Genomic DNA, 22889 nt, shown 5'->3' with positions numbered 1-22889 from the left:
CTCCGAATAATTAGAGCTAGGGAGCGAGACGCTCCCACTACAATAAACCATAATGGGGGTAGTGCGAGCATCTTGCTCGCTATTTTTACAAAACTGAGATGCACCCTTAAATTTAAACTTTCTGCATAAATTCTTCTGCTATTTTAATAAACGCTTTTGCTCCTGATGAATTAGGAGTGTTGAGAACAACGGGGGTAAAATTATCAACTGCTTTAGCAACATTAACATCCATAGGGACTCGGTTTTTAAAAATTTTATTCTCGGCAAAATCTTGCTCAATTCGTTGGATTACTTGATTGTAATAGCGTCCGCTAAACATTCCACCGGAGAGAATAAAAACAATGCCTAATAAATTTACATCAAGTGCAGGATCGTACTGTTTTTTTAGTTTTTCAATCCTTCTTTCTAAAAGTTGAATACCAATTAAAGATAAAGGTTCAGGTCTGGCAGGTAATAAATAGAAATTACTGGATACAATTGCACTTCGAGTTAAAAGATTATAGCCTGGAGCGCAATCAATCAGAATGAAATCGTAGCGATCGATAACAGGCATGAGAATGCTTTTAATTAAAATACTCTCAAAATGTTCCCAAACTTCAGAAAACTTTGTGATGTCTTCATTAGTTGCTTTCTTATACAAAGTTTCCGCGATCGTATATTCATCATAAAGTTCAATATCTCCTGGTAATAAATCTAATCCTGCAACCTCAGCAACGGATTCTACGATCATATCTTCAGTAGAATATTTTCGAGAAATATAAGGGCGAATTACCTTATCAATTAGATAACTAATTGTTCGTCTTCCTTTCCGCAAGCGAGAGAAATCATGAGGAGAAATCACGCTTAATGTGGCACTAATTTGCGAGTCTAAATCAACGATAAGAACCCGCTTGGCGAAATTCTTGACCAAACAAGTTGCAAGATTAACCGTCAGAGTCGTTTTACCAACTCCTCCTTTCATGTTAATTGTAGTTAGAACCGATGCCATGCAAATATCTCCCAATGAAAGTTCAGTCAAAAATTAAGTTAATGTTAGGGCTTCTATTTTAGCGTTTATTTTCTCTTTTACTCTTAACAATTTTGACTAATTTCCGCAAAAATTCCGGGGCGAGTTTAACAAATGCTTTGGCTCCAGAAGAATCGGGACTATTAAGAACAACGGGTTGAAACTCATCAACTGCACGGGCAACATCAACATTGAGAGGAATTTCTGTAGAAAAGATTTTCTCTGCGCCAAATTCTTGTTCGAGACGATACTTAACTTTACGTTCCATATCGGTTACTTGTCCGCGAGATGTATAGACAATTCCCAGTGATTCGATCGCACCTCGATTGACTTTTTTCAGTTGTTCGATGCGGCTTTCTAGCAAACCAATTCCGACGACAGAAAGGGGTTCTGCTTTGGCTGGAATTAAATAAAAATGACTGGCGAGTAAAGCACTGCGCGTAATTAAACTATCTCCTGGAGGAAAGTCAAGCAAAATCAAATCATACTGTTTAATAATAGGCTTGAGAAGAACACGAATGAGATTATTTTCAACATTATTCCAAGTGCGTTCAAAGTCTTGTTGATGAGATTGAGATTTGCCGGCAATTAAAGCAGATAAAACAAAATCATCATACAATTCTACATCTCCGGCTAGGATATCTAGCCCCTTTATTTGACATATATCGCGATAGATGATTTTTTCGATCGCCAGTCGTTCTTCCGTGTCGGTTCTAATGGTTTGATGAACAAGGGTTTTCAGAGTACGCCTTTCTTGTTTTAACTTGGCAAAGTACAAGGGGGGCATCATGCTGAGGGTAGCATTGATTTGGGTGTCGAGATCGACAATCAAGACCCGCTTTTGGCGATCGCGTGCTAGACAAGTCGCCAAGTTAACTGCAATGGTGGTCTTTCCCACACCCCCTTTCATGTTCGCGATCGAAACAATGTATCCCATATAGCTGCGTTCGGTATTTGCCAATCTCGATCATAATCTGAAGCTCGAACTTTCGGAAAATGTCTCGATTTTTCTTTCTCGACAAATCATTGTCAAGATTTTGTAAAATTGTAACTTTTTGTGTTGTTTTTATAAAATTTTATGTAAAGTGAGCATTTTTGTTTTTATTGTGATGATAATCTTCTGAGTTAAGCGATCGCCCAAAATAAAAAATCCTAACAAAAAATTCCATTTCGCTGTGCTGGCATGGAGGTTAATGATAAGATCGACCAGATTAAAGCATTAATTGGTCGGGATAGTCGCAAACAAAATAATTTTGTAAGCATTCCCCAGAAGGCGATCGCCATTTCTAAACCCAGTTCTGAGAAATCAGATCGCGATCGCAAAGTTTGAATCTCAACTATTAGAATATCATACTCGCTTAACTCAAAATGAACTAAAATCACTGTTGAAAGGCATTAGTAATATTAACAATATTGTTAAGAATCTTGTTGAAGCACGGAAGGAGAAGGAATTTGAATCTTTAGTTGATTTTAGAGAACGAGTTAAAGGTGTGGGAGATGCAACAGCACTGAAAATCTGCGATCGCCTTCTATCAGAATAATTATTAAGTTAGTATTTCTCAATTAGTATTTCTCAATCAGATACAAAGTTTTTACCGATTCCAAAAGAGTACAAAATTGAGGGATTTATCTTTATATATTTTATCACCAAAATACAAAGCCAAACATTCCAAGCACCTAAAGTACAGGTTGTGGCGATCGCCGCTCCTACTGCCCCAAATTGGGGGATGAGAATGGCATTTAATCCCACATTAACCAAGGCACAACAACTGGAAACAATAACAGATTTATTTTGATGACCTGTCATCACCATCAAATTACCAACAGAGCCGCATAATACATCCACCAATTGCCCAATAATAAGAATTTTTAAAGCCCACTGTGCTGCTACAAATTCCGGACCGAAAACGCTGAGAATGGGTTGGGCAAAAATGACTAAACTGATAGAGATCGCCACCGAGGGAGCAAAAATCCATAATGTTACAGTACCCACCACTTTTTGCAATCCTTCGCGATCGCCTTTCGCATAAAGAATGGCATAAGCAGGAGAGGCAACCAAGTTAAGACTCTGTAAAACAAAATTAGCCCATAATGCTGTTTTTGCTGCTGCACTATAAATGCCCACAGCCCCGGCACCTACTAGGGACCCTACCATGAGAATATCGGTTTGGGTTAATAACACCTCAAATGTGCGATCTAATAGCAAAGGAAGCGCAACTAACAGCCATTGACGAGATTTATAAATGGGTTTGACATCGCCAATTTCCCGGTCGAATTTGAACCACAAATAGGAAACTTGAAAGACCACTATGATTAATAGGGTCAGAAGTGCCATGCGGATCATTGATGTCCCTGTCAAACCGAGATTTTGGTGCAAGAGGAAAAACCCACTTCCTAGCACTAAAAGCGGCCAGAGTACCTTTGAGGGTCCATAGGCTAAGGGGATATTATCCACCCCGCGAGCCATATCTTCTTGGAGTTGAATTAATGCCTGTAGGGGGACAAGCCAAACGCCGATGAGCAAAACTGGGGCATAGGGAAAGCTCTCGTGGCGATCGAGAAGCGCGATGATTTCAGTTGCTGCTAAACAGAGAAGCAAACCCACTCCTGCTGTTAATTGCCAACTGCTTAAAATCAAGCCTCGTAATTCCCCCCATTCCTGTCGGACGCGATATTCGGATATAAAGCGTAAAACCGCACGAGGTAAGCCCAAACTGGCAGGAATGGCGAGAACTAATGACCAAGAAATGACATATTCATAGAGGCCATACTCGGTTTTTCCCATCCATCGCGCCAGAAAAATTTGCGCGAGGTAGGTCAGGGTGACACCTACGGTTTGCAAGGCGAGAATGGTCGCTGCGTTTTTGGCTAAAGCGCTGAGATCGACGCTACTCTGGGTTTCACTGAGGGAGGTTTGAGTCATTCTCTTTCGATCGCTATTATGGGGTTGCGATCGCTTAATTTTGCGATCGCGACAATTGCTTATCTTTCCAACCAAGATTTAGGGAAAAAGGAAGGAATAATAGTACCAATTTTTTGTTCTCGCGCCAGAGTTTGGGTGAGTTTAGCTACGGCCATATCGAGAATTCCCAAACCAAAGGGGTTGAAAATACTCATAGATTTTTGAGAATTATAGGGGGCAATTTTGCCATTGAGAATTCCTCCTAATGTACCGCGAATAAAATTGCGATCGCCGACTTGTTGTTCGGTAAGATGCAGGGACGTATTATTACTACAAACTTGTTCGATATCATCGGCGATATTATCCGCCTGTAAAATGACTTCGGGAAGGAAATCTCGCAAGGAAATATGCAGAATGACTGCATTTTCACAACAATTCTTGAGGGAATTAATATGAGGATTAACGGCGGTGGTTGCCAAGGAGACAATGGGCGATCGCTCTAATAACTCTGCAAAACTCGAGCAGATTTGTATATTCAAATCCGGTTTTAATTGCCCGCATTTACTTTTAAATTGTTCGGCTCGCTCTGGACTTAAATCATAAAGGTTGAGATTCCCAATATCGGGATAAATGGCGAGCAAAAAGCGCAAGGTTTCAAAGTTAATTAACCCACAACCCACTAAACCGACTCCGGAAACTGTTTCTTGCGGCCAGAGATATTGAGCGGCTAAAGCGGCACTGGCTGCGGTACGTTTGGCACTAATAATCGAACTTTCTAGGATGGCGGTAGGGCGACCGGTTTCGATGGAATTCAAAATTAAGGCCGCCGAAGCTCGCTCTAAGTTTTTGGCTAAGTTTCCCGGAAAGGAGGAAATCCACTTAATTCCCGCGACTTCAAAACCTTCTCCTAAATAGGCGGGTTTGGCAATAATGCGCTCCTTTTCTTTGTTGGGAAAGCGGAGATAAGAATTGGCGGGCATGATGGTATTACCGCGATCGTGAGCCTGATAAGCGAGTTTGACAGCTTCAAGGATGTCTTGCTCGCGATCGCGCAACAATTCGTCAATTTCATCTCCGGTTAATAATAATAAGTTGCCTGAGTTTGGGTTCATGTTGATTGGTTGACAGTGGTTTCGCGTTGAGCCGCCGTGGGAGACCAGAAACAGGCAGCATTGCCAAAATGTTCGTAAACCCAACTATCCGAATAAACTGTATCAAGATAGCGCTCTCCGCGATCGTAAAAAATAGCAGCACAGTTGGCATCGGCGGGAATTTTTTCCTGAAACTTTAAGATTGCTGCAACGATGGCTCCCGAAGACCCGCCGGCAAAAATCGCTTCTCTATTCAGTAAGCGCCGACAGCCGGTCACGCATTCCAAATCTGAGATTAAAACGTGAGTGCTGGCGAGATGGGGCTGAAATAATTCTGGGACTCGACTGGCTCCGTGACCTGGAATCAAGCGTTTTTTCGCTTCGTCGCCAAAGACAACACTACCTCGGGCATCTACGGCCACGATCTGGGTTTTGAGTCCGCGCTGGGTAATATATTCCGCACAGCCGCGCAAACTGCCACAACTGCTGGTGGCACAAAATAAATAATCGACGCGATCGCCTAATGCTGTGGCAATTTCTCCCATTGTTTGGTGATGTGCCAAGGGATTATCGGTATTCGCGTACTGATTGCAATTGAAGCTATTAGGAGTGCGATCGAGCAATTCTTGCACCCGTTGAATGCGTGCTTGCAAAAACCCTCCCGTGACGCGATCGGGATCTTCGACTAAATCGACGGTGGCACCGTAAGCCTCAACAATTTTACGGTTGGCGATCGTGGACTTGATATCCATGACACAAATTAGTCTCAGTCCTAAATACGTGCAAGCCTGAGCCAAACCGATCGCAAGATTTCCCGAACTGGATTCAACAATTGTAGTTTGTTTGTCGATCTTTCCTTTTTTTAATGCTTCTAAGAGCATTTGGGTAGCGGGTCGATCTTTAATGCTCCCCCCCGGATTTAAGAATTCTAATTTTGCATAAAGATTGAATTTTGGGCGATCGAGTAATTTTTCTAACTTGACTAAAGGTGTATTGCCAACAGCAGCCAGAATGCCAGTTCGCTCTTGCATTTGTGGATTTCCTCCATGTATTAGAAATCAATGATATCGCCAGTTATTTTTTCTGGCAAAGTCCCTAAAAAGTGATAGATATCAAGACATTTGGCAACGTGATCTCGAAATCCTCCCGTTATTGGAAATGAATCAAGAGCAGGAATAATTTCCGTTGCTGGCTCTATCTGGGTACTATTCAGAACTCGATGATACCAATAATTTTGCTGACCGTCGAGGTTATCAATGGCGATATCTTCACAGGGTTGCCAAGATAGCATTTCTGGACGGAAAGGGAGTTTTAATTGAGCAAAAACTTGTGAAAAGATAGCTTGGGGATGATTTCTGAACTCCGTCGCATCGACAATACTATAAGGCACGTTTTGCTGCTGACAGTATTCAATTTGAGCTAAGAGCAATTCCCATCCCGATTCGATGAAAGGAAAAAGAGGATTGCCCCCGCCTTCTTTTCTTTTTGCCATTCTGGACGCAATACTGAGTCTTGGATCTCGAATTAAAAAGATAATGGGGGCTTGAGTTAAAGCCACAAGAAAAGGAAAGTTTATTCCCACCTGGAAAGACATTTCTTTAAGGATTAATTCTTGAGCTAATTCACTATCATAATTCTGTTTTATTGATTTTAAGTGAATGGGGTTTTTGAGTTGAGAGACAACCTGGCTCACTTCAAGATTGTTGTGATAAGTTACATCAAAAGGTTCGTGGCTATAGTAACTAATAGTAGGCTGTTCCCAAAAAGCCCTCGCAAATGCTGTTGAACTACATCTCGGTGGAGAGACAATAATATAAATTTTGCTATATCGATCGCGTATCTTCGTAAAAGCCCTGAATTCTTGATGGGTCGCGTCTACAAAATCAAACTCGGCTTTTTTTGTAAATCTCATAAATATCCTATTTTTAATACTTTTATATTCGATATTTTTCTGGGGCTTGAATACAAGAAAATATACGACAAATATGTTTGCCAGAGTCAATTATCGAATTGAAAACGTCCAAGACCAATAATCAATGACCAAATGACCAATTACCGATTACAATTTAGAGTAAATTTGGGTTCGCGAAGAGGCTGGGCTAATGAGAAAACAATACATGAGATGGGGTGCGCTGACTTTGGCGTTATTCGGGTGGGGTGCGATCGCCTCTGCTGCGACGGCGCAAAAACAGCCCGAACCCCCTCGGGTCAAACAAGTCCTCGATGGACTATATACCAACAATTTAGAAGCCGCGATCGCCTTCCAAAAAGGGACGTTAGCTTATCAACAGGGGATTTTCCCCGCAGCAGAGGCATCTTTTCGACAGGCATTGCGATCGGATCCGCTCATGCCGATGGGCTATTATATGCTGGCCAATAGCCTGATGCAGCAAGGAGATGTAGCCACAGCGATTCAAGAGTACGAACAAGCCGTCGGTTTAAATCCGACTTTGGCTGAAGGTCACTACAATTTGGGTATTGCCTACTATCGCCAAGGTGCTTTAATAGATGCCGTTTCCAGTTTTAGACGCGCTACTCGTCTCGAACCCAAATTTGCACCAGGATATTACAATCTTGCCCTCGCATTAGATGTTTTGGGAGAGAAAGAGGAGGCAGCATTAGCCTATCGTCAAGCCTTACTACTCAATCCCGAAAATGCCCGCGCTGCTTACAATTTGGGCTTAATTCTCGCCCGTCGCGGCGAAACTAACGAGGCTATTTCTCTTTATGAAGACGCGATCGCGATCGATCCCGATTTTGCCGATGCTTACTATCAAGTCGGTTTACTTTATGCCGATCGCGGCGATTTAGTTTTAGCACAAGAAGCCCTAGGTACAGCCGCAGTTATCGATCCTAATAATGCACAAGCACAGTACAATTTAGGCTTAGTTTATGCCAGACAAGAGAATTTTAGGGCAGCAGAACAGCGTTTTGCCACAGCAGCCGAATTAGACCCCAATAACATCGCAGTTTATCAACAACTCGGCACCGCCGCCATTGAAACCGGAAACGTAGATACGGCGATCGCAGCCCTCGAACAAGTGGCGACTTTTGCCCCCAATGATCCGATCAATTATTATAATCTCGGCATTGCCTATCAAGATGCAGGAGACTGCGAACTGGCACTACAAAAGTATCAAGAGGCGATCGGACTCAATCCTATTTTTCCCGATGCTTTCTACAATTCCGGGGTGTGTTACTATCGCTTGCAACGCTACGAAGAGGCGATCGCCACCCTAGAACAAGCCAAATCCCTCTATCGCGGTCAAGGGAATTTAGAAAAGATGGAAGAAGTAGATTTATATTTGAATGAAACTGTTATTCCTTCTATCCCCATTCCTGAAGAACCCGAACCTAGAGAACAATTTCAAGAACTTCCTCCTTTTTCTCCTCCTCCTCAACAAGAAGAACCTTTTGAGGAAGTTCCTCCTCCTCCTCCTCCTCAACAAGAAGAACCTTTTGAGGAAGTTCCTCCTCCTCCTCCTTTAGAGACACCCGCAGACAATCCTCCACCCCCAGAACCTTCACAACAAGCGCCAATACCAACCCGCGATCGCTTTGCTAGACCAAGGTTTGGATAAACAATAGAAGACCCTAAAAACTATGCAAGAACAACCTATCTTAGAAAAAATTGAACAACAGGAGGATTATCCTCTGCGTGTAGTTCCCCCTGAAATGCGAAAATCCTTTTGGTCTTTGGCTTCAATTTTAGTGGGATTTACCTTGTATTCCGGCACTCTATTTGCGGGAGGATTAGTCGGACCCGCATTTCGTTTTTTCCCCGATTTAATCGGTGTTATTCTCATTGGTAATTTAATCTTGGGGATTTATGCTGCCCTGTTGGGTTATATTGCCGGAAAAACGGGTTTAAATACCGTTCTCATGGCACGATTTAGTTTCGGAAATATTGGCTCTCGATGGGTTGATTTTATTCTCGGTTTTACTCAAGTTGCTTGGTATGCTTGGGGATCGGGATTAATTGCTGATTTGTTAAACCAAACGATTGGATTTCCCAAATCTTTGAATTGGTTGCTGATCGTTGTTGTTACTTATGGATTCTGTATTACCGCTTATTTTGGTTATAATGCCTTGGATTGGTTAAGTCGAATTGCTGTCCCCGCGATGGTAGTTTTAATGCTGTGGAGTTTGGCAATTTCAACGGGAAAGGTGGGAGGATTTTCTGGCTTACAGGCGATCGCACCTCAAGCAGAAATGCCTTTAAGTGCCGCAATTACTCTCATCGTGGGAACTTTTATTTCTGGGGGAACCCAAGCAACAAATTGGAGTCGTTTTGCGCGATCGGGCAAAATGGCAGCGATCGCGACATTACTGGGGTTTTTCTTAGGAAATGGCTTTTTGATTTTTAGCGGTGCTTATAGTTCCCTCGCTTATGGCGATTCAGATATTGTTAAGGTCATGGTACAACAAGGGTTAGTAGTTTGGGGGGTAATTCTTTTTGTTCTGAATATGTGGACAACCCAAGATAATACAATTTATGCCTTCTCCGTTGCCGGATCTCATGCGTTTCGCACGGAGAAGCGTCATTTACTGGTATTAGGAGGCGCAACTTTAGCCCTAGCGCTAACCTTGGGAGGCATTTATGGAGACGAAGGATTTTTTCAATTCCTTCTTTTGTTAGGCACATTTATTCCCCCCATTGGAGGCATTATCATGGCTAATTATTGGTTAGGTCATCGAGGACAATTTCCCAGTTTAGATGAAGTACAACCCCCCTTTAATTGGATCGGAATTGTATCCTATATTGCCGCTTCCGCGATCGCCTATTACACCCCAGGAATTAAACCCATTAACGGTATTATTGCTGCCGTAATTATCTATTTTGTCCTTGAAAAAGTAATGGGACAAAAGGGACAAGGGGATGGAGAATAAAGAATAATCATCAACAACCAAAACAATGTCTGAAACGGGACAAAAAAAGTCACCCCCTCTAGAAATTTCCTGTTCTCGTCAATTGCTACCTTGGCTCTACGAACAGCATATCAGTCTTGCATTTACAACCTATCAAACCAACCGACTTTTTCTGATTGGACTCAAACCCAATGGTGTATTGTCTATCTTTGAGCGACTCTTCGATCGCCCTATGGGACTTTATGTTACCCCCGATCGCTTCTATATGGGCTGTCGCTTCCAATTATGGCAATTAGATAATGCCCTTCCTGCGGGAGAAACTCACAACGACTATGATGCACTCTATATTCCTCGTCTTGCTCACACTACAGGAGAATTGGATATTCACGATCTCGGCGTGACCGATACACAAAAGATTGTTTTTGTCAATACCTCTTATAGTTGTTTAGCGACAGTAAGCGATCGCTACAGTTTTGCCCCTGTCTGGAAACCGGATTTTATCAGCAAACTCGCCCCCGAGGATCGCTGTCACCTCAACGGGTTAGCAATGGTGAAAGAAAAACCCGTCTATGTCAGTGCCATCAGTCGTTCCGACGTAGCCGCAGGATGGCGAAATCAGCGCGATCGCGGCGGTTGTATTATTAATATTCAAAATAATCGCATCGTTGTGGATGGCCTCTCCATGCCCCATTCTCCCCGGTGGTATCGCGATCGCCTCTGGGTGTTGAACTCGGGACTGGGGGAATTTGGCTACATCGATCGCAAAGCAGGCAAATTCCAGGCGATCGCCTTTTGTCCAGGCTACTTACGAGGGTTAGCGTTTTGGGATAAATGGGCGATCGTCGGTCTTTCCAAACCCAGAGGCGATCGGATGTTTACAGGTTTACCTTTAGACGATCTGCTGGCGGCTAAAAATGCGGCACCGGGTTGCGGTCTCATGTTTATTAACTTGGACACGGGTAACATTGACCACTGGATGCAAATGGAAGGAGTAGTAACAGAACTTTATGACGTACAAATTATCCCTCAAATTCGTCGCCCAATGGCATTAGGTTTTATGACCGATGAAATTTGCAAATGGATTACCATTGCACCCACCCTGAAAACTCGCGAGAAAAGGAAAAGTCAGCCCAACAATACTCAAGAAACTATTAAAAAAGCACCACAGCAAGGAGAAGTTTTCCCCTTTATCTCCTCCTAGAATCCCGAAAAAACCATCCTTACCATTTCGCTTGGGGTCCCGTCCAAGCAGGTTGTTGAAACCGACCGTAAACAATAGGTTTATCGTCATTAGCAAGAGTCGTTTGACTGTCAAGATTAACCGCCCAAAGCGGCCAGTTTTCCTCCCCCAATAAGCCAGCTTGAAAGAGAACTTGTTGGGGATAAAGGGTACTCCAACCAAGTAAAACCGCATTAGTATATTGAACGCTAATTGGGGCAATGGTATGGGTAATTTTAGTGTTACGATTCCAAACTACCGCATAATCCGAAGCATCTGAAGCACTAAACAAACCTTCAAATTGTCTGGACAGAAGGCGATCGCCTTCCTTCGACCAAGAAACAGGAATGAGAATAGAAATAGCCCCCGCTTGGTTTTGTCCCTGTCCTCCCAAAGAATCTGCCGCTAAAGGAGAAGAAGCGGTAATTGTTTGTAATTCCCCTGTTTGTAGATTTTCCAAAAACATAACACTGCTGACACGGCTGCCAAAAAGTTGTTCTTGTACCTGCATAGCAATACGACTGTAAGCGGCATAAAGACCATCGGGAGAAATTAAAGCAGGACTGCGATAATAGCGAGGATCGGGGTGAGGATTTTCTTTTAAGTCCGCATAAGTCGCCATAACCCAATTCCAAGGAACCGGATAATTACTATTGAGGGGATCTGTAGGTACTTCAGGAGGAAGCACTTCCGGGGCAGTATCCGAAACTTGCAAAGCAGGCCGGGATGAAGCAACATATTCAGCAGGGAGAACAACAACAGGCATATTACTAGCACTCGCATGGGCATGGGGGGTAATAAATAGCGCAGATAGTAAGAGAAAAGGCTTTGCGTTACACCACTCGCAAGGGATTAAAGATGATTTGAGCATGAAAGGTTGGAGATGAAACAATTAGGTAAGGTTCGCCCGAGGCGATCGCTGTTTACAATATGTTAGCGATTACCGAGAATCTTCTCGATCTAACCTCAAAAACATCCCATCGGCAAAATTTCCCTTCCCGTCATAGGGTAGGATGACAAATATTCATTTTGTTTGTGCCTTTTTTGCTTGACGGAAAGCGAAGGAAGCAAATCTAACATTACAAGGGGAAAATCCTGTGGATCTTATCCTAAATGTCATCTCATTTTTTGGTATTTTTGGACTCTGTGCAGTGGCTTGGCTGGGGTCGGAAAACCGCCGCGTCATTCCTTGGAATGTGCTTGTTTTCGGGATCGGACTGCAACTCGTTGTCGGTCTATTTGTTTTTGTCGTCGGCGCTCAAGCTGTCGAATTGATTAATAATCTCCTCAATCCAGTTTTAGACGCTTCAGAAGCGGGGGCGAGATTTTTATTTGGTGGGGAGAGTTCGATTATTGTTCCCGACCCGAGTCGCATGGTGGGTCCAGGCCCCGCCGGACGTTGGTTGGCCAGAACTTTGGGAGATCCCTACGTGGGCATTCCTGGCGATCGCCTCAGTTCTGACAATCTCAGCATTGGCTATATTCTCGCTTTCCGCGCCCTTCCCCAAGTGATTTTCTTTGCGGGTTTGGTGAGTTTGTTCTATCGACTGCATATCATTCAACCGGTGGTGAAATGGTTTGCCTGGTTATTCCAAAGAACTATGAAAATTAGCGGCGCAGAATCCCTAGCGGGGGCAGCTAATATTTTTGTGGGGATCGAGTCGGCTTTAGCGGTTAAACCCTTTTTGCCCAAGATGACTCGCAGCGAACTTTGTGCCATTTTAACCAGTTGTTTCGGCTCGATCGCTTCTTCTGTTCTCGCCTTGTATGCTGGACTCCTCAAAGCTCAGTTTCCATCCATTACGGGGCATTTAGTCTCTGCTTCTATTCTCACAATTCCCGCTTGTTTTGTCATTTCCAAGCTCCTCGTCCCAGAAACGGGAGAACCGGAAACTATGGGAACCATTCCCGAAGAAGTTGAAGATGAATCGATTCCTAAACTCAATCCTGTGGATAGTCTAATTGTGGGAGCATTAGATGGGGTGAAAATGGCAGTGGCGATCGCGGCAGTTTTGATTGCTATCCTCGGTTTGCTGGAATTGGTCAATATGATGTTTGCCGGTTTAGCCGGATTGAGCGAAGCGGAATACACTTTACTACGTCCCATTGGGCAATTATTTCAGTTTATTACTATTCCCAACATTCTTGGGGTTTTATTCTTTCCTCTCACTTTTTTAACTGGTGTTTCCCTCGACCTTAACGAACTCTGGCTATCTTCAGTCCTGATCGGACGACGATTATTTGAGACAAGCATCCCCCCCTATCTTGCTTTGAGTCAATTTTCAACGGAAGGCACTCTCAGCCCTCGCGCTTTGATTATTGTCAGTTATGTTCTCTGTGGCTTTGCTCATTTTGCGTCCTATGGCATCTTTGTAGGAGGATTATCGGCTTTAGTCCCCGAACGGCGGCAGGAAATCTCAACCCTCGGTTTTAAGGCATTATGGGGGGCAACTCTCGCTACTCTCATGACGGGAGCCGTTGCGGGAGTCTTCTATTTTGGTCAGTCTAGCGCCCTAGGACTTTAATTTAGTCAACTTTAATTTAGATGAGTCACCCGTTACCCGTTACCAACTAATGAAAACTAATCGCTTTTGGTTCATCGGTTTGGCCTTGGTCGTAGCTATGGCTGCGATCGCCTACGGACAACCTCTACAATTTGCGAAACAACCTCATTCTGGGGCGATCGTGCAGGCGCAAACCCCGGCTGCGGAAGAAAGTCCGACACCGGAAGCAACTCCTACGCCAGAGTCAACCCCAGAAGTAACGCCTTCTCCAACGGAAACGCCTTCTCCCACAGAAACCCCTACTCCAGAAGCAACCCCTTCTCCCACAGAAACGCCAACTCCAGAAGCAACGCCTTCTCCCACAGAAACCCCAACCCCAGAAGCAGATCCCGTTACTCAATCTGCTTTACCTCTTTCAGAAAAACCCTATCAAGACCCTAGCGATCGCTTTCAAGTAGGGATTATTGAGGGATTTAATCAATCTGTCATCACGGGAGTGCCTTTGTTTGAATCTCCTGACGGTCAACTGGCTTATACCGTCGCCGTGCGTCCCCGTGCTGCCGATGCACCCCTACGAGAATGGGCATTATCTCAAGTGGCGATCGATACCTTCAACCGAGGAGAAGGCATCGTAACGGGTGCTTATGAAGCCGTAGAGAGCGAATTGGGAGGGGCGATCGTCCCCTGGGAAGGCGCTTTAACGATGGGACGCGATCGCACCCCCATGAAAGGTATTTTACTTTCTCGTCAGGTTCCAGGTCGCCTGGTCATTTTGGCGATCGCAGCCACAGAAAGCGCATCAGAACAAATTGATGCGGTTTACTCGACCCTAGAACCTACTTTAAAAGGGAGTGAGGAGTAGGGGCGCAATGCTTGCGTAGGGGCGCAATGCTTGCGTAGGGGCGCAATGCTTGCGTAGGGGCGCAATGCTTGCGTAGGGGCGCAATGCTTGCGTAGGGGCGCAATGCTTGCGCCCTAGCGTAAGAGGGTTTGGAGACCAAACCCCTACGGAGATTAATCATTGTTCATTGATAATTGTTCGTGGAAATGAACCCAGATGTTGAAATTCAGCGCTTGAAAGAGTTGATGCCTGCTTCCGGGCGAATGTATTGCCAGGTTGTTAGTAAGCCTCAACAAACTAAGGTGATTGAGATGGAGTTTCCCTTACCTTGGAAGCGGAAAACGCGCCCAATTTATCTCAATTTTGACCTATGGCAACAATTAAAAAGGCAAGAGCGAGATTTGCTACTGCTGCGATCAGTGGTTTGGTTAACAGGAGTGCAATGGTTTAAACCGGATATTTATCAAGGCTTGGCCGCGATCGGTTTGGTGGGAACGATCGCGGAATTTACTCAAGGGGATCTAACCGGAGTTGTTGTCGCTGGAGGACTAAGTGCGATCGCCTTGCGTCACCTATGGCGAGGATATCGCGGTACAAAACGAGAAATTGATGTTGACGAAGAGGCGATTCAAGTAGCGACCCGACGGGGGTATAGCGAAGCAGAAGCGGCACAATACCTATTAATGGGAATTGAAGCCACAGTGAAGTTAGAAGGACGCTCTAGCTTGACCTTTAACGAATTAATTCGCACTCAAAATTTACGGGGGATCGCCAATCTTTCCTCGGTTAGAGTACCTCAAAGTGTGAGAGAGGAGTAGAAGGGAGTGGAGAGTTTGGGGAGTAGGCAAAATTCATCTTTTATCTTTTACACTGGTGGGAATACGAACAAGTAAATGTTTATGGTCAGTTCTGTTGAGTCTGAGGAAATTAAAGGCGATCGCTATCGAGTTATCAGAGAATTAGCCCAGAGCAGCAGTTTGGGGACAACCTATTTAGTGGAAGACCTGCAAGGCTCAAACGCTCATTTTGCCTTGAAAGAATTTACCTTTACTCTACGAACCCCAGATGTTTTTGCCAAGGCGGAGCAACTCTTTGCCCGTGAAGCTGATATTCTCTATCGTCTCGATCACGCTCAAATTCTCAAAGTGCATCATCTGACCTGTTTTCGGCATGAAGAGCGAGGCAAGGTATTACTGGTTCAGGATTATATAGAGGGGCAAACTTTGCGATCGCTCCTCGATGCCCGTTGGATACAGGGGCGCAAGTTTAGCGAAACGGAAGGACTGCGCTTGCTCTATCAGCTTGCATCCCTGCTCAATTACATTCACTCTATGGGAGTCATCCATCGCCACATTTCCCCGGAAAATATCCTTTTTCGGCAAGGAGACGGACGCTTGATTTTAGGGGATTTTGGCGGTATTGCCCAAGTCCTCGCTACCCTTTCCGTGGAGTTGGGAGATCCCACAACAACCCCCCTACCAATGCCTTTAGGCAAACCAGGTTATGCTCCCCCGGAACAGTTACAAAAAGGGATTATTTTTACTTATAGCGACCTCTACGCGATCGCGGCAACCGTCACCGTGATGCTGACGGGGCAAGAACCTCTACAATTAATCGATCCCAAAACTGGAGAATGGGACTGGCACGGACAAGTTAAACTTTCTGCCCAATTTAATGTCATCCTACAAAAAATGCTGGCCAAACATCCGGGCGATCGCTATCATAGTGCGTATGATGTCATCAGCGCCCTGCGCGAGATTCCCCGTTCGTCTTTAATTCCCAGTAAAGGCAAGCACTCTGCGGGAACTGCAGCACCTCCATCCCCTATCGAGATGACCCAACCTCTTTTTTCCGACCGGCGCAATTTTGGTGTGCAAGTATTCAAGTTTCTCCTGCAATTTGTTTTTGCAGTGGGCTTTATTGTTGGGGCTGGGGCGATAGGTTGGTTTGTGGGGCAAACCTGGCTCAAAACTCAACTTTCCTCCCCAGAAGAGTTACCAGAATTGGATATTTCTCCCAGGGTAGAAGCACCGCCTCCCAGTTTGGGCCAAGCGGAAGCCTTAAGTTTCCCGGCGGCGGATGATCCCGAACCCGAACCTTCGGAAAGTCTACCGGAAAGCGAACGTCAGCGTAAATTAGCTTTGCGCGATCGCCGCTTGAAGATGGCGATCGATTATGAGTTTTTTCAAGGCTTAGTAGCAGAGGAAGTCGGGGTAAAAGATGCCCAAAAAAGAGGACGAACTCCAAGTGATGATCCTAAAGATGCGGTTTGGCGAGAAACTATTGATGTCACATCGGCTCAACTTCTCGATCGCCTTGAAAGTTTGAGTGCTGAAGCGAGGGGAGGGTTAGGACGATATCGGCGCATCGATCGCGATCGCTGGAAGCGGGAAGTAAATGAGTTGAATGTCAGCAACAGTGCGGCGATCGATCTAGCAGATGCAGCTTTTTTTCTCTATTTCCCGGAATGGAAAAACAAGGACTTTTTGAGTCAGGCGATCGGTCAGGTTTGGCAGGCGATCGCTCTCGATAAGGTCAAAGCACTGCAAGATGGTACGAGTTTGCAAACTTTGGTATTTTCCAAGGGCAAAGCCAGTGTTGACGAGGAGGGAAGTCTCAAACCAGGTGAGGGAAAGGTTTTTCTGGCTCGCCTCGAGGAAGGCCAATCTATCGCAACCTCTGTGCTGACGGATCAAGCAATGGGATTTTCAGTTTATACCCCGAATGGGGAAGCCTTGCGATCGGATTCCCAAGAACTGAATTGGTCGGGAAAGTTACCCGCCACGGGAGTTTATCAAATTGTCATTGTTTCTCGCTCTAATGAGACTTTGAGTTATAAGTTAACTCTAACCACCGATACATTGCCATAGAACTCTCTAGCATCACCTTTCTCCATAAACAAACTAACATAAACAAACTAAAAGAGAGGTCGGCGATCGACCTCCCCCCAACTATTTCGGTATTTCTCGCTCTATCTCACTCTAATTGAGTAATTGAGTCTAATTATTGAGTCTAATTATTGAGTCTAATTAAAGTAACCCAGCATTCACACCTTGTTTGCCCGTTGCTAGTTCAACTTTAACAATCTTACCGCCCATTTTCATGATTCTCTGTTGCTCGCGAAACCAATTATCGAAAGGAACGAGCTTGGTGAAATAGGTGTTTTGCAGTTCGCGCTGGGTGCGAGTGCGCGTCTGACTGGGGACACAAGCCGTAACTTTAAACATTCTCATGGATTTACCGCTCCTAAACTTAGTATTTATGCTCTTACAAGACACAAGGTTCTTAAAAAGCTGAAAAAAAAGGGTTGATTTGCTTTAATCCTACCACAAGAGCACATCATGCTTTGCATCATGCTTTGTTGTAGTATTCTAGGTTTGCGAGATATATAAGTACATCACAAATACATGACAAAGTTCGGGAATCAAAGTGCCAATAATAGAGGTTAAAACCTACCTCGAGCCAGTAAAATAAGTCTTTGACCCACTAATACTTGCTCCCTGACTTCCCGAACTTACTTGTGCAGAATTCAAATCAACTTACCGTTGATTTGCTTCTTGGGTTTAGCTTAAGCCAGAACAGATATAGTCGAAATAAACGCCCATTTCTTTTCCAGCGTCAGCACCGACTAAGCCAGCCGTGACTTCTTTCATGGCTTGGATAGCTTGAACGGTTGCGCCAACGGGAACGCCTAAAGAATTATAGGTTTCTTTTAAACCATTGAGAACCCGCTCATCCAAGATGGAGGGATCCCCAGCAAGCATTGCGTAGGTTGCATAGCGTAAGTAGTAGTCCAAGTCGCGGATGCAAGCAGCATAACGACGAGTGGTGTACATATTGCCACCAGGACGGGTGATGTCGGAATACAACAGGGCTTTAGCGACGGCATCTCTGACGATTCCGGCAGCATTGGCGCTGATAGCGCTAGCGGCACGAACTCGAAGTTGTCCGCTTTGGAAATAGCCCTTGAGCTTATCCATTGCAGAACTATCAAGGTATTTTCCTTGAACGTCGGCAGAATTGATAACAGCAGTAATTGCGTCTTGCATTTTTGATTTCCTTATTTGAGCTAATCTTTATAGATTGCGAGCCGCAAAAGCGGATTGAAATTAACGCTTGAGAAGAAGGGTGGCACTACTTTGCCTATCCCATTGCACTCGCAACATAATCGAAGTAAGTACCAGCTTCGGAAGCATCTTCACCAGACAATAAAGAACTGGCAACGTTTTTCATCAAACCAACACTTTTGGCAACTGCGCCGATGTCGGTTCCCAAGGACTTGTACATTTCTGCTACGCCCACTAAACCGATCTCTTCGATGGGGGTGATATCGCCGGCAACAATACCGTAAACGATCAAGCGCAGGTAGTAGTCCATGTCTCGCAAGCAGGTCGCGGTCATTTCGTCGCCGTAAGCATTACCACCAGGGGAAACGATATCGGGACGGGATTGAAATAAGCGATCGCCGGCTTCTTTAACGATGCGCTCGCGGGATTCGGTCAAAACTTGAGCGATCCGCAGGCGGCTGTCGCCACTGGTAACAAAGGCCTTAATACGATCTAACTCGCCAGGGCTGAGGTAACGAGCCTCAGCGTCGGCATTCACGATGGATTTCGTGACGATACTCATCTATGGATTCCTCCAACAAAAAAAATCCGACTGGATACGTTTGCTCGATTGCATTTCTCCCCAAGGGGTTTAGATGCTTTCCAGCACCGTCCCAGTCAGCAACCTTCCGAGATTATTGTCCGGCATTCTGTTGTCCTTGGCGATTACTTCTTAATATTTTGTAATGTTTATCCTCATTTTTGGGAAAATTTTCTTGGGAAAGAGTGCGATCGCCAGAAAAAATCGCTAAAATTTCCTTCAAGGGGGAAAACTCTGCCGAAAAATGCAAAAATTCTGAATTTTTCGTCTTTCGTCAATTTTTCCCAGGAAAGTCCAAGAAAGATCGATCGTCTTTCCACAGGTCTAGCTAAAATAGCGTTAAGTCAAGTGAAAGGTGCAACAAGTCTGGATGAACTTTGAACGGGATAAAGAACAATGCCTCGAGAAGCTCGAGTGGGCTATGAGTCAACTAAAAGTCGATGTTGACAAACGAGAGCTCGAGCGAATTACTGCCTTAATCGTCCAAACGATGACCGGACCGTGGCGTTATTTCCACACTCCAGACCATATTTTTGAGGTTGGGGGTTCTGCTAATGCCATTGAAGTCCTTGCGGCTTTATTTCATGATTTGGTCTATGTCCAGGTCGATCAGAGCGTCAATTTCAATCTAACCTTTTACATTTCACCTTTTGTTCAAGAGGTCAAAGAACATCTGTACATTCGCGAAGCGGAGTATCTTCCTGCTGATAGATTATTCGATTTAGTGATGGGAACGTTTGGGTTTGAACCCGGACAGCAGCTATCACCTTTTGCTGGGCAAAATGAGTTTTTGAGTGCTTTAGTTTGCGCTCTGGTTTTGCGTACCCTTTTAGATGAAAAGTTACTTTTACAAATTGTTACTTGTATTGAAGCCACTATCCCTTTTCGTCCCGAAAAGGATGGACTGCACGCAGGAGAACATCTTTATCTCCGCGTTCAGGAAACTAACGAAAGGCTCAATATCGGACTAAGTGAAACTGAATTGATTGAGTCGGTACAACGTGCCGTGAGGATGGCCAATCGAGATGTGGGAAGTTTTGCTAATCCCAGTTCTGCTCGTTTTCTTGATAATACTTGGAGTTTGCTGCCAGAAACCAATCACAATCTTAAGAATCCTAGCTCTTACACGGTGAATGAGTATCGGGTTGCTTTGCAGAAAATGGCGGGTTTTATGAACTTTCTTAAGCCCGATTTAGTGTTTCAACAGTTTAAAGGCGAACCCAATGATCAAGAGTTTTACAATAAACTCGATCGCGCCGATCGCAATATTAAAATTGCTCGACTTTATCTCGCCAGCAAATTATTTACAATGGCTTTGTTGGAAGCACTTTCTCGTCGCTTTGGCCGGAATATTCCTCTGTCAACGATTATGGGGGAACTCAATCCCCTTGGACTTCCCATTGAAAAGCTAGAGGATTTTCTGCCGGATGTTCCCAACCGTTACCCTCTCACCGGGGAAACAGAACAGGAAGTATTTGATTTGCTCTCTAAGGGACGTTTTAGCGATTCTCCTTACGACATTAAAAATTCTCCCCTGACCACCTTAATTGTGAATATTATCGGCTTTGATAAAATTCGCGACTTGTTGGATCGATCTAAGGCATTTTTCCAAGATGAAATTAGCGGGGAGGATTTTCTCGACAATTGCGATCCAGAAGTGGTAGAAATTATCACCGACAGTCTCTCAAAACTGTTTGATAGTCGCAAAGTTGCTTTATTAACTCCGGTTAGTAGTTGATAGTTGATAGTTGATAGTTGATAGCGGGGAGTCGTTCTTGGTTTAGCTTTGTAGTTCGATTGTTAGTCCGGTTTTTGTGGATTGGCGAATGGCATCGGCAACCACAAGAGCATAATGGCTGGCTGTTGGTGAAACATAAAGCGGTTTACCTTGGATTAGGCTATCTAGGGCTAGAGTTGTATCTTTGGCGAATAATCCCCGACGACTGCCAATTTCAATGGGAGTCGTTTCTCTCTCCCGAATTAGTTCTCCTTTGTCGGTGGAAAAAATCAAGGTTCCTTGACTGCCATGCAGTTCAAAAGTACGAGTTGATTGCCAAAAACGATCGCCTTTGCCATAAACAACATCGGCGATTAATCCGTTGCTAAAACACAATTGCGCTTTACACAAACAGGCTGTGTAATAGGGGTTGGACTCGGGCAGATGCCAAAAGCGCGATCGCCCGCTAACGGATTGTACTGTACCGAAGAGATCGGTAAAGCGGTGAATGCGCGAGAGTGCGGCACTGAAGGGAAAACCAAATAGATCGGCATGATAGGACCAGGATTCGGGGGTGGGATGCTTCGGTTTAATAGTAATATAGCGAGCATAGTTCACCTCACCAATTTGAGGCAGCCATTGCCTCATGGTTTGATGCAGTCCTCCCAATAGTTCAATATGTTCGATGTGGAGAAATTTACGACGCGATCGCGCTTTATTGATAATAATTTGGGCTTCTTTGGGATCGAGAGAGAGGGGATATTCGCAAATAACGTGCTTGTCTGCTTCGATGGCAGCTTTGGCGATCGCGCCATGTTCGCTGTTAATGGTAGCAATAATAATTAAATCAATATCCGGGGCTTGTAGGAGTTCTGGCCAAGACTCAGTTCCTCTGGCTCCAGAAATAGCGCATAAAGCCTGCAAACTTGCGCGATCGCGCCCGGCGATCGCCACCAATTGGGCGCGATCGCTTTCTTCTCCCAAGGCTGCAACTCTTTGCTTGGCGACATAACCCGTACCGACAAGGGCTACCTTAATGGGTTTGGGCAAATAACTCATAATATTGTTGAACTTTTTCTTTATCTATTGTAACTGTTCTTAAAGATAAGAAAAACCTATTTATAAAACAAGGGGATATTATCTGCGATCGGCTTCTATCCAAAGGTAGAAAAACTTAGATGTATTCTGGCTTACCGAAATTTTTCTATCTTTGTTTTGTGGAAATACTTCCTACAAATTCACAATAAGTATTATTTATGATAAATTTCATTCGTACTCTCATTTCTAATGCAGCCTAAACCAAGGAACCTTTTCCTTTAGTATCGAAAATGAAACATTTATAGGCCAACAGGCTGCTATCCAAACTTTAGAGGAGTTCGACTCATGGCAGAGTATACAGTTACTTTAGTAACACCAGAAGGCGAGCACGCTATCACTGTTCCCGATGATGAGATTATTCTTGATGTAGCCGAAGAACAAGGCTACGATATTCCCTACTCCTGTCGGGCTGGTGCTTGTTCAACTTGTGCAGGTAAGCTCTTGGAAGGTACTGTCGATCAATCCGAACAATCTTTCTTGGATGACGATCAAATTGCACAAGGCTTTGTTTTGACTTGCGTTGCTAAACCGACTTCAGACTGCAAAATTCAGACTCACCAAGAAGAAGAAATTTACTAGATTGAGAAGAATAGGTTTTGAAATCATACTAAAACCTTACATTCCAAAATTCTAGAAGAGAATTTCGTTCTTCGTGTTGACTTATTTGTAGCGGGAAGCCCGTATTATGCCAAATCTTAGATTATGGTAGAGTGCGGGTTTCCTGCAATATGATAAATCTACCCAAATAAATCTAAAACAAAATTGATTTTGTATATATTAATACTTTGTTTTGGAACGGGACTGACGGGGCTCGAACCCGCAACTTCCGCCGTGACAGGGCGGTGCTCTAACCAATTGAACTACAGTCCCATTTTGTCTCTTATTTTCTGCTTCTTATTTTTTGAGACAAGATTCATTATATCCACATAGTATCTCTTTTGTCAATCATTTTGGAGAATTTTATTTTGGCCGGAGAAGAGAGCAGTTAGATAGCA

Annotated in this window: 23 protein-coding genes and 1 tRNA gene; 11 read left to right on the top strand and 13 right to left on the bottom strand. The window is 44.3% G+C overall.

All coding sequences use genetic code 11. The features are described from left to right. Positions 1 to 112: 112 nt before the first annotated feature. Complete coding sequence (locus tag JUI58_RS09875; protein ID WP_204103608.1) at positions 113 to 988, bottom strand: ParA family protein; 876 nt, start codon at positions 986 to 988, stop codon at positions 113 to 115. Positions 989 to 1046: 58 nt separating this feature from the next. Further along, the gene (locus tag JUI58_RS09870; protein ID WP_239121369.1) at positions 1047 to 1967 is read right to left on the bottom strand and encodes a ParA family protein; all 921 of its coding nucleotides are present in this window, start codon (positions 1965 to 1967) and stop codon (positions 1047 to 1049) included. Positions 1968 to 2189: 222 nt separating this feature from the next. Between JUI58_RS09870 and JUI58_RS09865 the strand changes: the two genes are divergently transcribed. Both JUI58_RS09865 and JUI58_RS27690 read left to right on the top strand, forming a co-directional pair. Next, entirely contained in the window at positions 2190 to 2336 is a 147-nt protein-coding gene (locus JUI58_RS09865) for a hypothetical protein (protein WP_204103606.1), read from the top strand. Continuing rightward, complete coding sequence (locus JUI58_RS27690) at positions 2305 to 2547, top strand: DUF655 domain-containing protein (protein WP_348539871.1); 243 nt, start codon at positions 2305 to 2307, stop codon at positions 2545 to 2547. Before JUI58_RS09865 ends, JUI58_RS27690 begins: the two co-directional genes overlap by 32 nt. A 32-nt stretch (positions 2548 to 2579) precedes the next feature. Here JUI58_RS27690 and JUI58_RS09855 read toward each other — a convergent pair whose 3' ends face one another. From JUI58_RS09855 to JUI58_RS09840, 4 genes are read right to left on the bottom strand one after another with little or no spacing between them, the layout of a single operon-like run. Beyond that, the gene (locus tag JUI58_RS09855) at positions 2580 to 4004 is read right to left on the bottom strand and encodes a flippase (protein ID WP_204103602.1); all 1425 of its coding nucleotides are present in this window, start codon (positions 4002 to 4004) and stop codon (positions 2580 to 2582) included. Next, complete coding sequence (gene sbnB, locus JUI58_RS09850) at positions 3989 to 5020, bottom strand: 2,3-diaminopropionate biosynthesis protein SbnB (protein ID WP_204103601.1); 1032 nt, start codon at positions 5018 to 5020, stop codon at positions 3989 to 3991. The genes JUI58_RS09855 and sbnB overlap by 16 nt, the downstream gene beginning before the upstream one ends. Continuing rightward, the gene (sbnA, locus tag JUI58_RS09845) at positions 5017 to 6030 is read right to left on the bottom strand and encodes a 2,3-diaminopropionate biosynthesis protein SbnA (RefSeq protein ID WP_204103600.1); all 1014 of its coding nucleotides are present in this window, start codon (positions 6028 to 6030) and stop codon (positions 5017 to 5019) included. Before sbnA ends, sbnB begins: the two co-directional genes overlap by 4 nt. A gap of 20 nt (positions 6031 to 6050) precedes the next feature. Further along, the gene (locus JUI58_RS09840) at positions 6051 to 6911 is read right to left on the bottom strand and encodes a hypothetical protein (protein WP_204103599.1); all 861 of its coding nucleotides are present in this window, start codon (positions 6909 to 6911) and stop codon (positions 6051 to 6053) included. A gap of 190 nt (positions 6912 to 7101) precedes the next feature. On the opposite strand from JUI58_RS09840, the gene JUI58_RS09835 reads away from it, so the two are divergent. The 3 genes from JUI58_RS09835 to JUI58_RS09825 are packed head-to-tail and all read left to right on the top strand — an operon-like array spanning position 7102 to position 11069. Further along, the gene (locus JUI58_RS09835) at positions 7102 to 8580 is read left to right on the top strand and encodes a tetratricopeptide repeat protein (RefSeq protein ID WP_204103598.1); all 1479 of its coding nucleotides are present in this window, start codon (positions 7102 to 7104) and stop codon (positions 8578 to 8580) included. Between the two features lie 22 nt (positions 8581 to 8602). Beyond that, positions 8603 to 9889 (top strand): cytosine permease, encoded by a 1287-nt coding sequence (codB, locus tag JUI58_RS09830; protein WP_204103596.1) that lies wholly within the window; start codon positions 8603 to 8605, stop codon positions 9887 to 9889. 25 nt (positions 9890 to 9914) lie between these two features. Beyond that, positions 9915 to 11069: a TIGR03032 family protein gene (locus JUI58_RS09825; RefSeq protein ID WP_204103594.1), complete on the top strand. Its 1155-nt coding sequence runs from the start codon at positions 9915 to 9917 to the stop codon at positions 11067 to 11069. 19 nt (positions 11070 to 11088) lie between these two features. On the opposite strand, the gene JUI58_RS09820 is transcribed toward JUI58_RS09825, so the two are convergent. After that, positions 11089 to 11958 carry a hypothetical protein gene (locus tag JUI58_RS09820; RefSeq protein WP_204103592.1) on the bottom strand — a complete coding sequence of 290 codons (870 nt, stop codon included), beginning with the start codon at positions 11956 to 11958 and terminating at the stop codon, positions 11089 to 11091. 226 nt (positions 11959 to 12184) lie between these two features. Between JUI58_RS09820 and JUI58_RS26980 the strand changes: the two genes are divergently transcribed. The 4 genes from JUI58_RS26980 (at position 12185) to JUI58_RS09800 (ending at position 17302) form a co-directional block, all read left to right on the top strand. After that, positions 12185 to 13612, top strand: a complete 1428-nt coding sequence (locus JUI58_RS26980; protein ID WP_204103591.1) for a nucleoside transporter C-terminal domain-containing protein — start codon at positions 12185 to 12187, stop codon at positions 13610 to 13612. 49 nt (positions 13613 to 13661) lie between these two features. Further along, entirely contained in the window at positions 13662 to 14453 is a 792-nt protein-coding gene (locus JUI58_RS09810; RefSeq protein WP_204103590.1) for a hypothetical protein, read from the top strand. 185 nt (positions 14454 to 14638) lie between these two features. Continuing rightward, positions 14639 to 15250 carry a DUF3318 domain-containing protein gene (locus JUI58_RS09805; RefSeq protein ID WP_204103589.1) on the top strand — a complete coding sequence of 204 codons (612 nt, stop codon included), beginning with the start codon at positions 14639 to 14641 and terminating at the stop codon, positions 15248 to 15250. Between the two features lie 81 nt (positions 15251 to 15331). Continuing rightward, entirely contained in the window at positions 15332 to 17302 is a 1971-nt protein-coding gene (locus JUI58_RS09800; RefSeq protein WP_204103588.1) for a serine/threonine-protein kinase, read from the top strand. Positions 17303 to 17461: 159 nt separating this feature from the next. Here JUI58_RS09800 and JUI58_RS09795 read toward each other — a convergent pair whose 3' ends face one another. From JUI58_RS09795 to JUI58_RS26975, 4 genes are all read right to left on the bottom strand, one after another. Next, the gene (locus JUI58_RS09795; protein WP_204103587.1) at positions 17462 to 17665 is read right to left on the bottom strand and encodes a phycobilisome linker polypeptide; all 204 of its coding nucleotides are present in this window, start codon (positions 17663 to 17665) and stop codon (positions 17462 to 17464) included. A gap of 330 nt (positions 17666 to 17995) precedes the next feature. Beyond that, complete coding sequence (gene apcB, locus JUI58_RS09790; RefSeq protein ID WP_204103586.1) at positions 17996 to 18481, bottom strand: allophycocyanin subunit beta; 486 nt, start codon at positions 18479 to 18481, stop codon at positions 17996 to 17998. A 94-nt stretch (positions 18482 to 18575) separates the two neighbouring features. Continuing rightward, positions 18576 to 19061 carry an allophycocyanin gene (locus JUI58_RS09785; protein ID WP_204103584.1) on the bottom strand — a complete coding sequence of 162 codons (486 nt, stop codon included), beginning with the start codon at positions 19059 to 19061 and terminating at the stop codon, positions 18576 to 18578. A 112-nt stretch (positions 19062 to 19173) separates the two neighbouring features. Then, positions 19174 to 19302 (bottom strand): hypothetical protein, encoded by a 129-nt coding sequence (locus JUI58_RS26975; protein WP_275414330.1) that lies wholly within the window; start codon positions 19300 to 19302, stop codon positions 19174 to 19176. A gap of 147 nt (positions 19303 to 19449) precedes the next feature. Here JUI58_RS26975 and JUI58_RS09780 point away from each other — a divergent pair, with 147 nt between their 5' ends. Then, entirely contained in the window at positions 19450 to 20817 is a 1368-nt protein-coding gene (locus tag JUI58_RS09780) for a hypothetical protein (RefSeq protein ID WP_204103583.1), read from the top strand. Between the two features lie 42 nt (positions 20818 to 20859). On the opposite strand, the gene JUI58_RS09775 is transcribed toward JUI58_RS09780, so the two are convergent. Further along, positions 20860 to 21855 carry a Gfo/Idh/MocA family oxidoreductase gene (locus JUI58_RS09775; protein WP_239121367.1) on the bottom strand — a complete coding sequence of 332 codons (996 nt, stop codon included), beginning with the start codon at positions 21853 to 21855 and terminating at the stop codon, positions 20860 to 20862. A gap of 324 nt (positions 21856 to 22179) precedes the next feature. Between JUI58_RS09775 and JUI58_RS09770 the strand changes: the two genes are divergently transcribed. Then, positions 22180 to 22473: a 2Fe-2S iron-sulfur cluster-binding protein gene (locus JUI58_RS09770; RefSeq protein ID WP_204103582.1), complete on the top strand. Its 294-nt coding sequence runs from the start codon at positions 22180 to 22182 to the stop codon at positions 22471 to 22473. 217 nt (positions 22474 to 22690) lie between these two features. Here the strand turns inward: JUI58_RS09770 and JUI58_RS09765 are convergent. Then, positions 22691 to 22764 (bottom strand) — tRNA-Asp (locus JUI58_RS09765). Positions 22765 to 22889 lie beyond the last annotated feature (125 nt).

Origin of the sequence: Spirulina sp. CCY15215, from assembly GCF_016888125.1 — a bacterium.
Lineage (GTDB): Bacteria > Cyanobacteriota > Cyanobacteriia > Cyanobacteriales > Spirulinaceae > CCY15215.
Note: the sequence above shows the minus strand (reverse complement) of the source record. Positions and strands in the feature narration are given on the sequence as shown.

Excerpts from the sequence above, each read along its gene's own strand:
- JUI58_RS09875 (WP_204103608.1), bottom strand. The coding sequence starts at position 988 with ATGGCATCGGTTCTAACTACAATTAACATGAAAGGAGGAGTTGGTAAA.
- JUI58_RS09865 (WP_204103606.1), top strand. The coding sequence starts at position 2,190 with ATGGAGGTTAATGATAAGATCGACCAGATTAAAGCATTAATTGGTCGG.
- sbnB (WP_204103601.1), bottom strand. The coding sequence starts at position 5,020 with ATGAACCCAAACTCAGGCAACTTATTATTATTAACCGGAGATGAAATT.
- sbnA (WP_204103600.1), bottom strand. The coding sequence starts at position 6,030 with ATGCAAGAGCGAACTGGCATTCTGGCTGCTGTTGGCAATACACCTTTA.
- JUI58_RS09840 (WP_204103599.1), bottom strand. The coding sequence starts at position 6,911 with ATGAGATTTACAAAAAAAGCCGAGTTTGATTTTGTAGACGCGACCCAT.
- JUI58_RS09835 (WP_204103598.1), top strand. The coding sequence starts at position 7,102 with ATGAGAAAACAATACATGAGATGGGGTGCGCTGACTTTGGCGTTATTC.
- codB (WP_204103596.1), top strand. The coding sequence starts at position 8,603 with ATGCAAGAACAACCTATCTTAGAAAAAATTGAACAACAGGAGGATTAT.
- JUI58_RS09825 (WP_204103594.1), top strand. The coding sequence starts at position 9,915 with ATGTCTGAAACGGGACAAAAAAAGTCACCCCCTCTAGAAATTTCCTGT.
- JUI58_RS09820 (WP_204103592.1), bottom strand. The coding sequence starts at position 11,958 with ATGCTCAAATCATCTTTAATCCCTTGCGAGTGGTGTAACGCAAAGCCT.
- JUI58_RS09810 (WP_204103590.1), top strand. The coding sequence starts at position 13,662 with ATGAAAACTAATCGCTTTTGGTTCATCGGTTTGGCCTTGGTCGTAGCT.
- JUI58_RS09805 (WP_204103589.1), top strand. The coding sequence starts at position 14,639 with ATGAACCCAGATGTTGAAATTCAGCGCTTGAAAGAGTTGATGCCTGCT.
- JUI58_RS09800 (WP_204103588.1), top strand. The coding sequence starts at position 15,332 with ATGGTCAGTTCTGTTGAGTCTGAGGAAATTAAAGGCGATCGCTATCGA.
- JUI58_RS09795 (WP_204103587.1), bottom strand. The coding sequence starts at position 17,665 with ATGAGAATGTTTAAAGTTACGGCTTGTGTCCCCAGTCAGACGCGCACT.
- apcB (WP_204103586.1), bottom strand. The coding sequence starts at position 18,481 with ATGCAAGACGCAATTACTGCTGTTATCAATTCTGCCGACGTTCAAGGA.
- JUI58_RS09785 (WP_204103584.1), bottom strand. The coding sequence starts at position 19,061 with ATGAGTATCGTCACGAAATCCATCGTGAATGCCGACGCTGAGGCTCGT.
- JUI58_RS09780 (WP_204103583.1), top strand. The coding sequence starts at position 19,450 with ATGAACTTTGAACGGGATAAAGAACAATGCCTCGAGAAGCTCGAGTGG.
- JUI58_RS09775 (WP_239121367.1), bottom strand. The coding sequence starts at position 21,855 with ATGAGTTATTTGCCCAAACCCATTAAGGTAGCCCTTGTCGGTACGGGT.
- JUI58_RS09770 (WP_204103582.1), top strand. The coding sequence starts at position 22,180 with ATGGCAGAGTATACAGTTACTTTAGTAACACCAGAAGGCGAGCACGCT.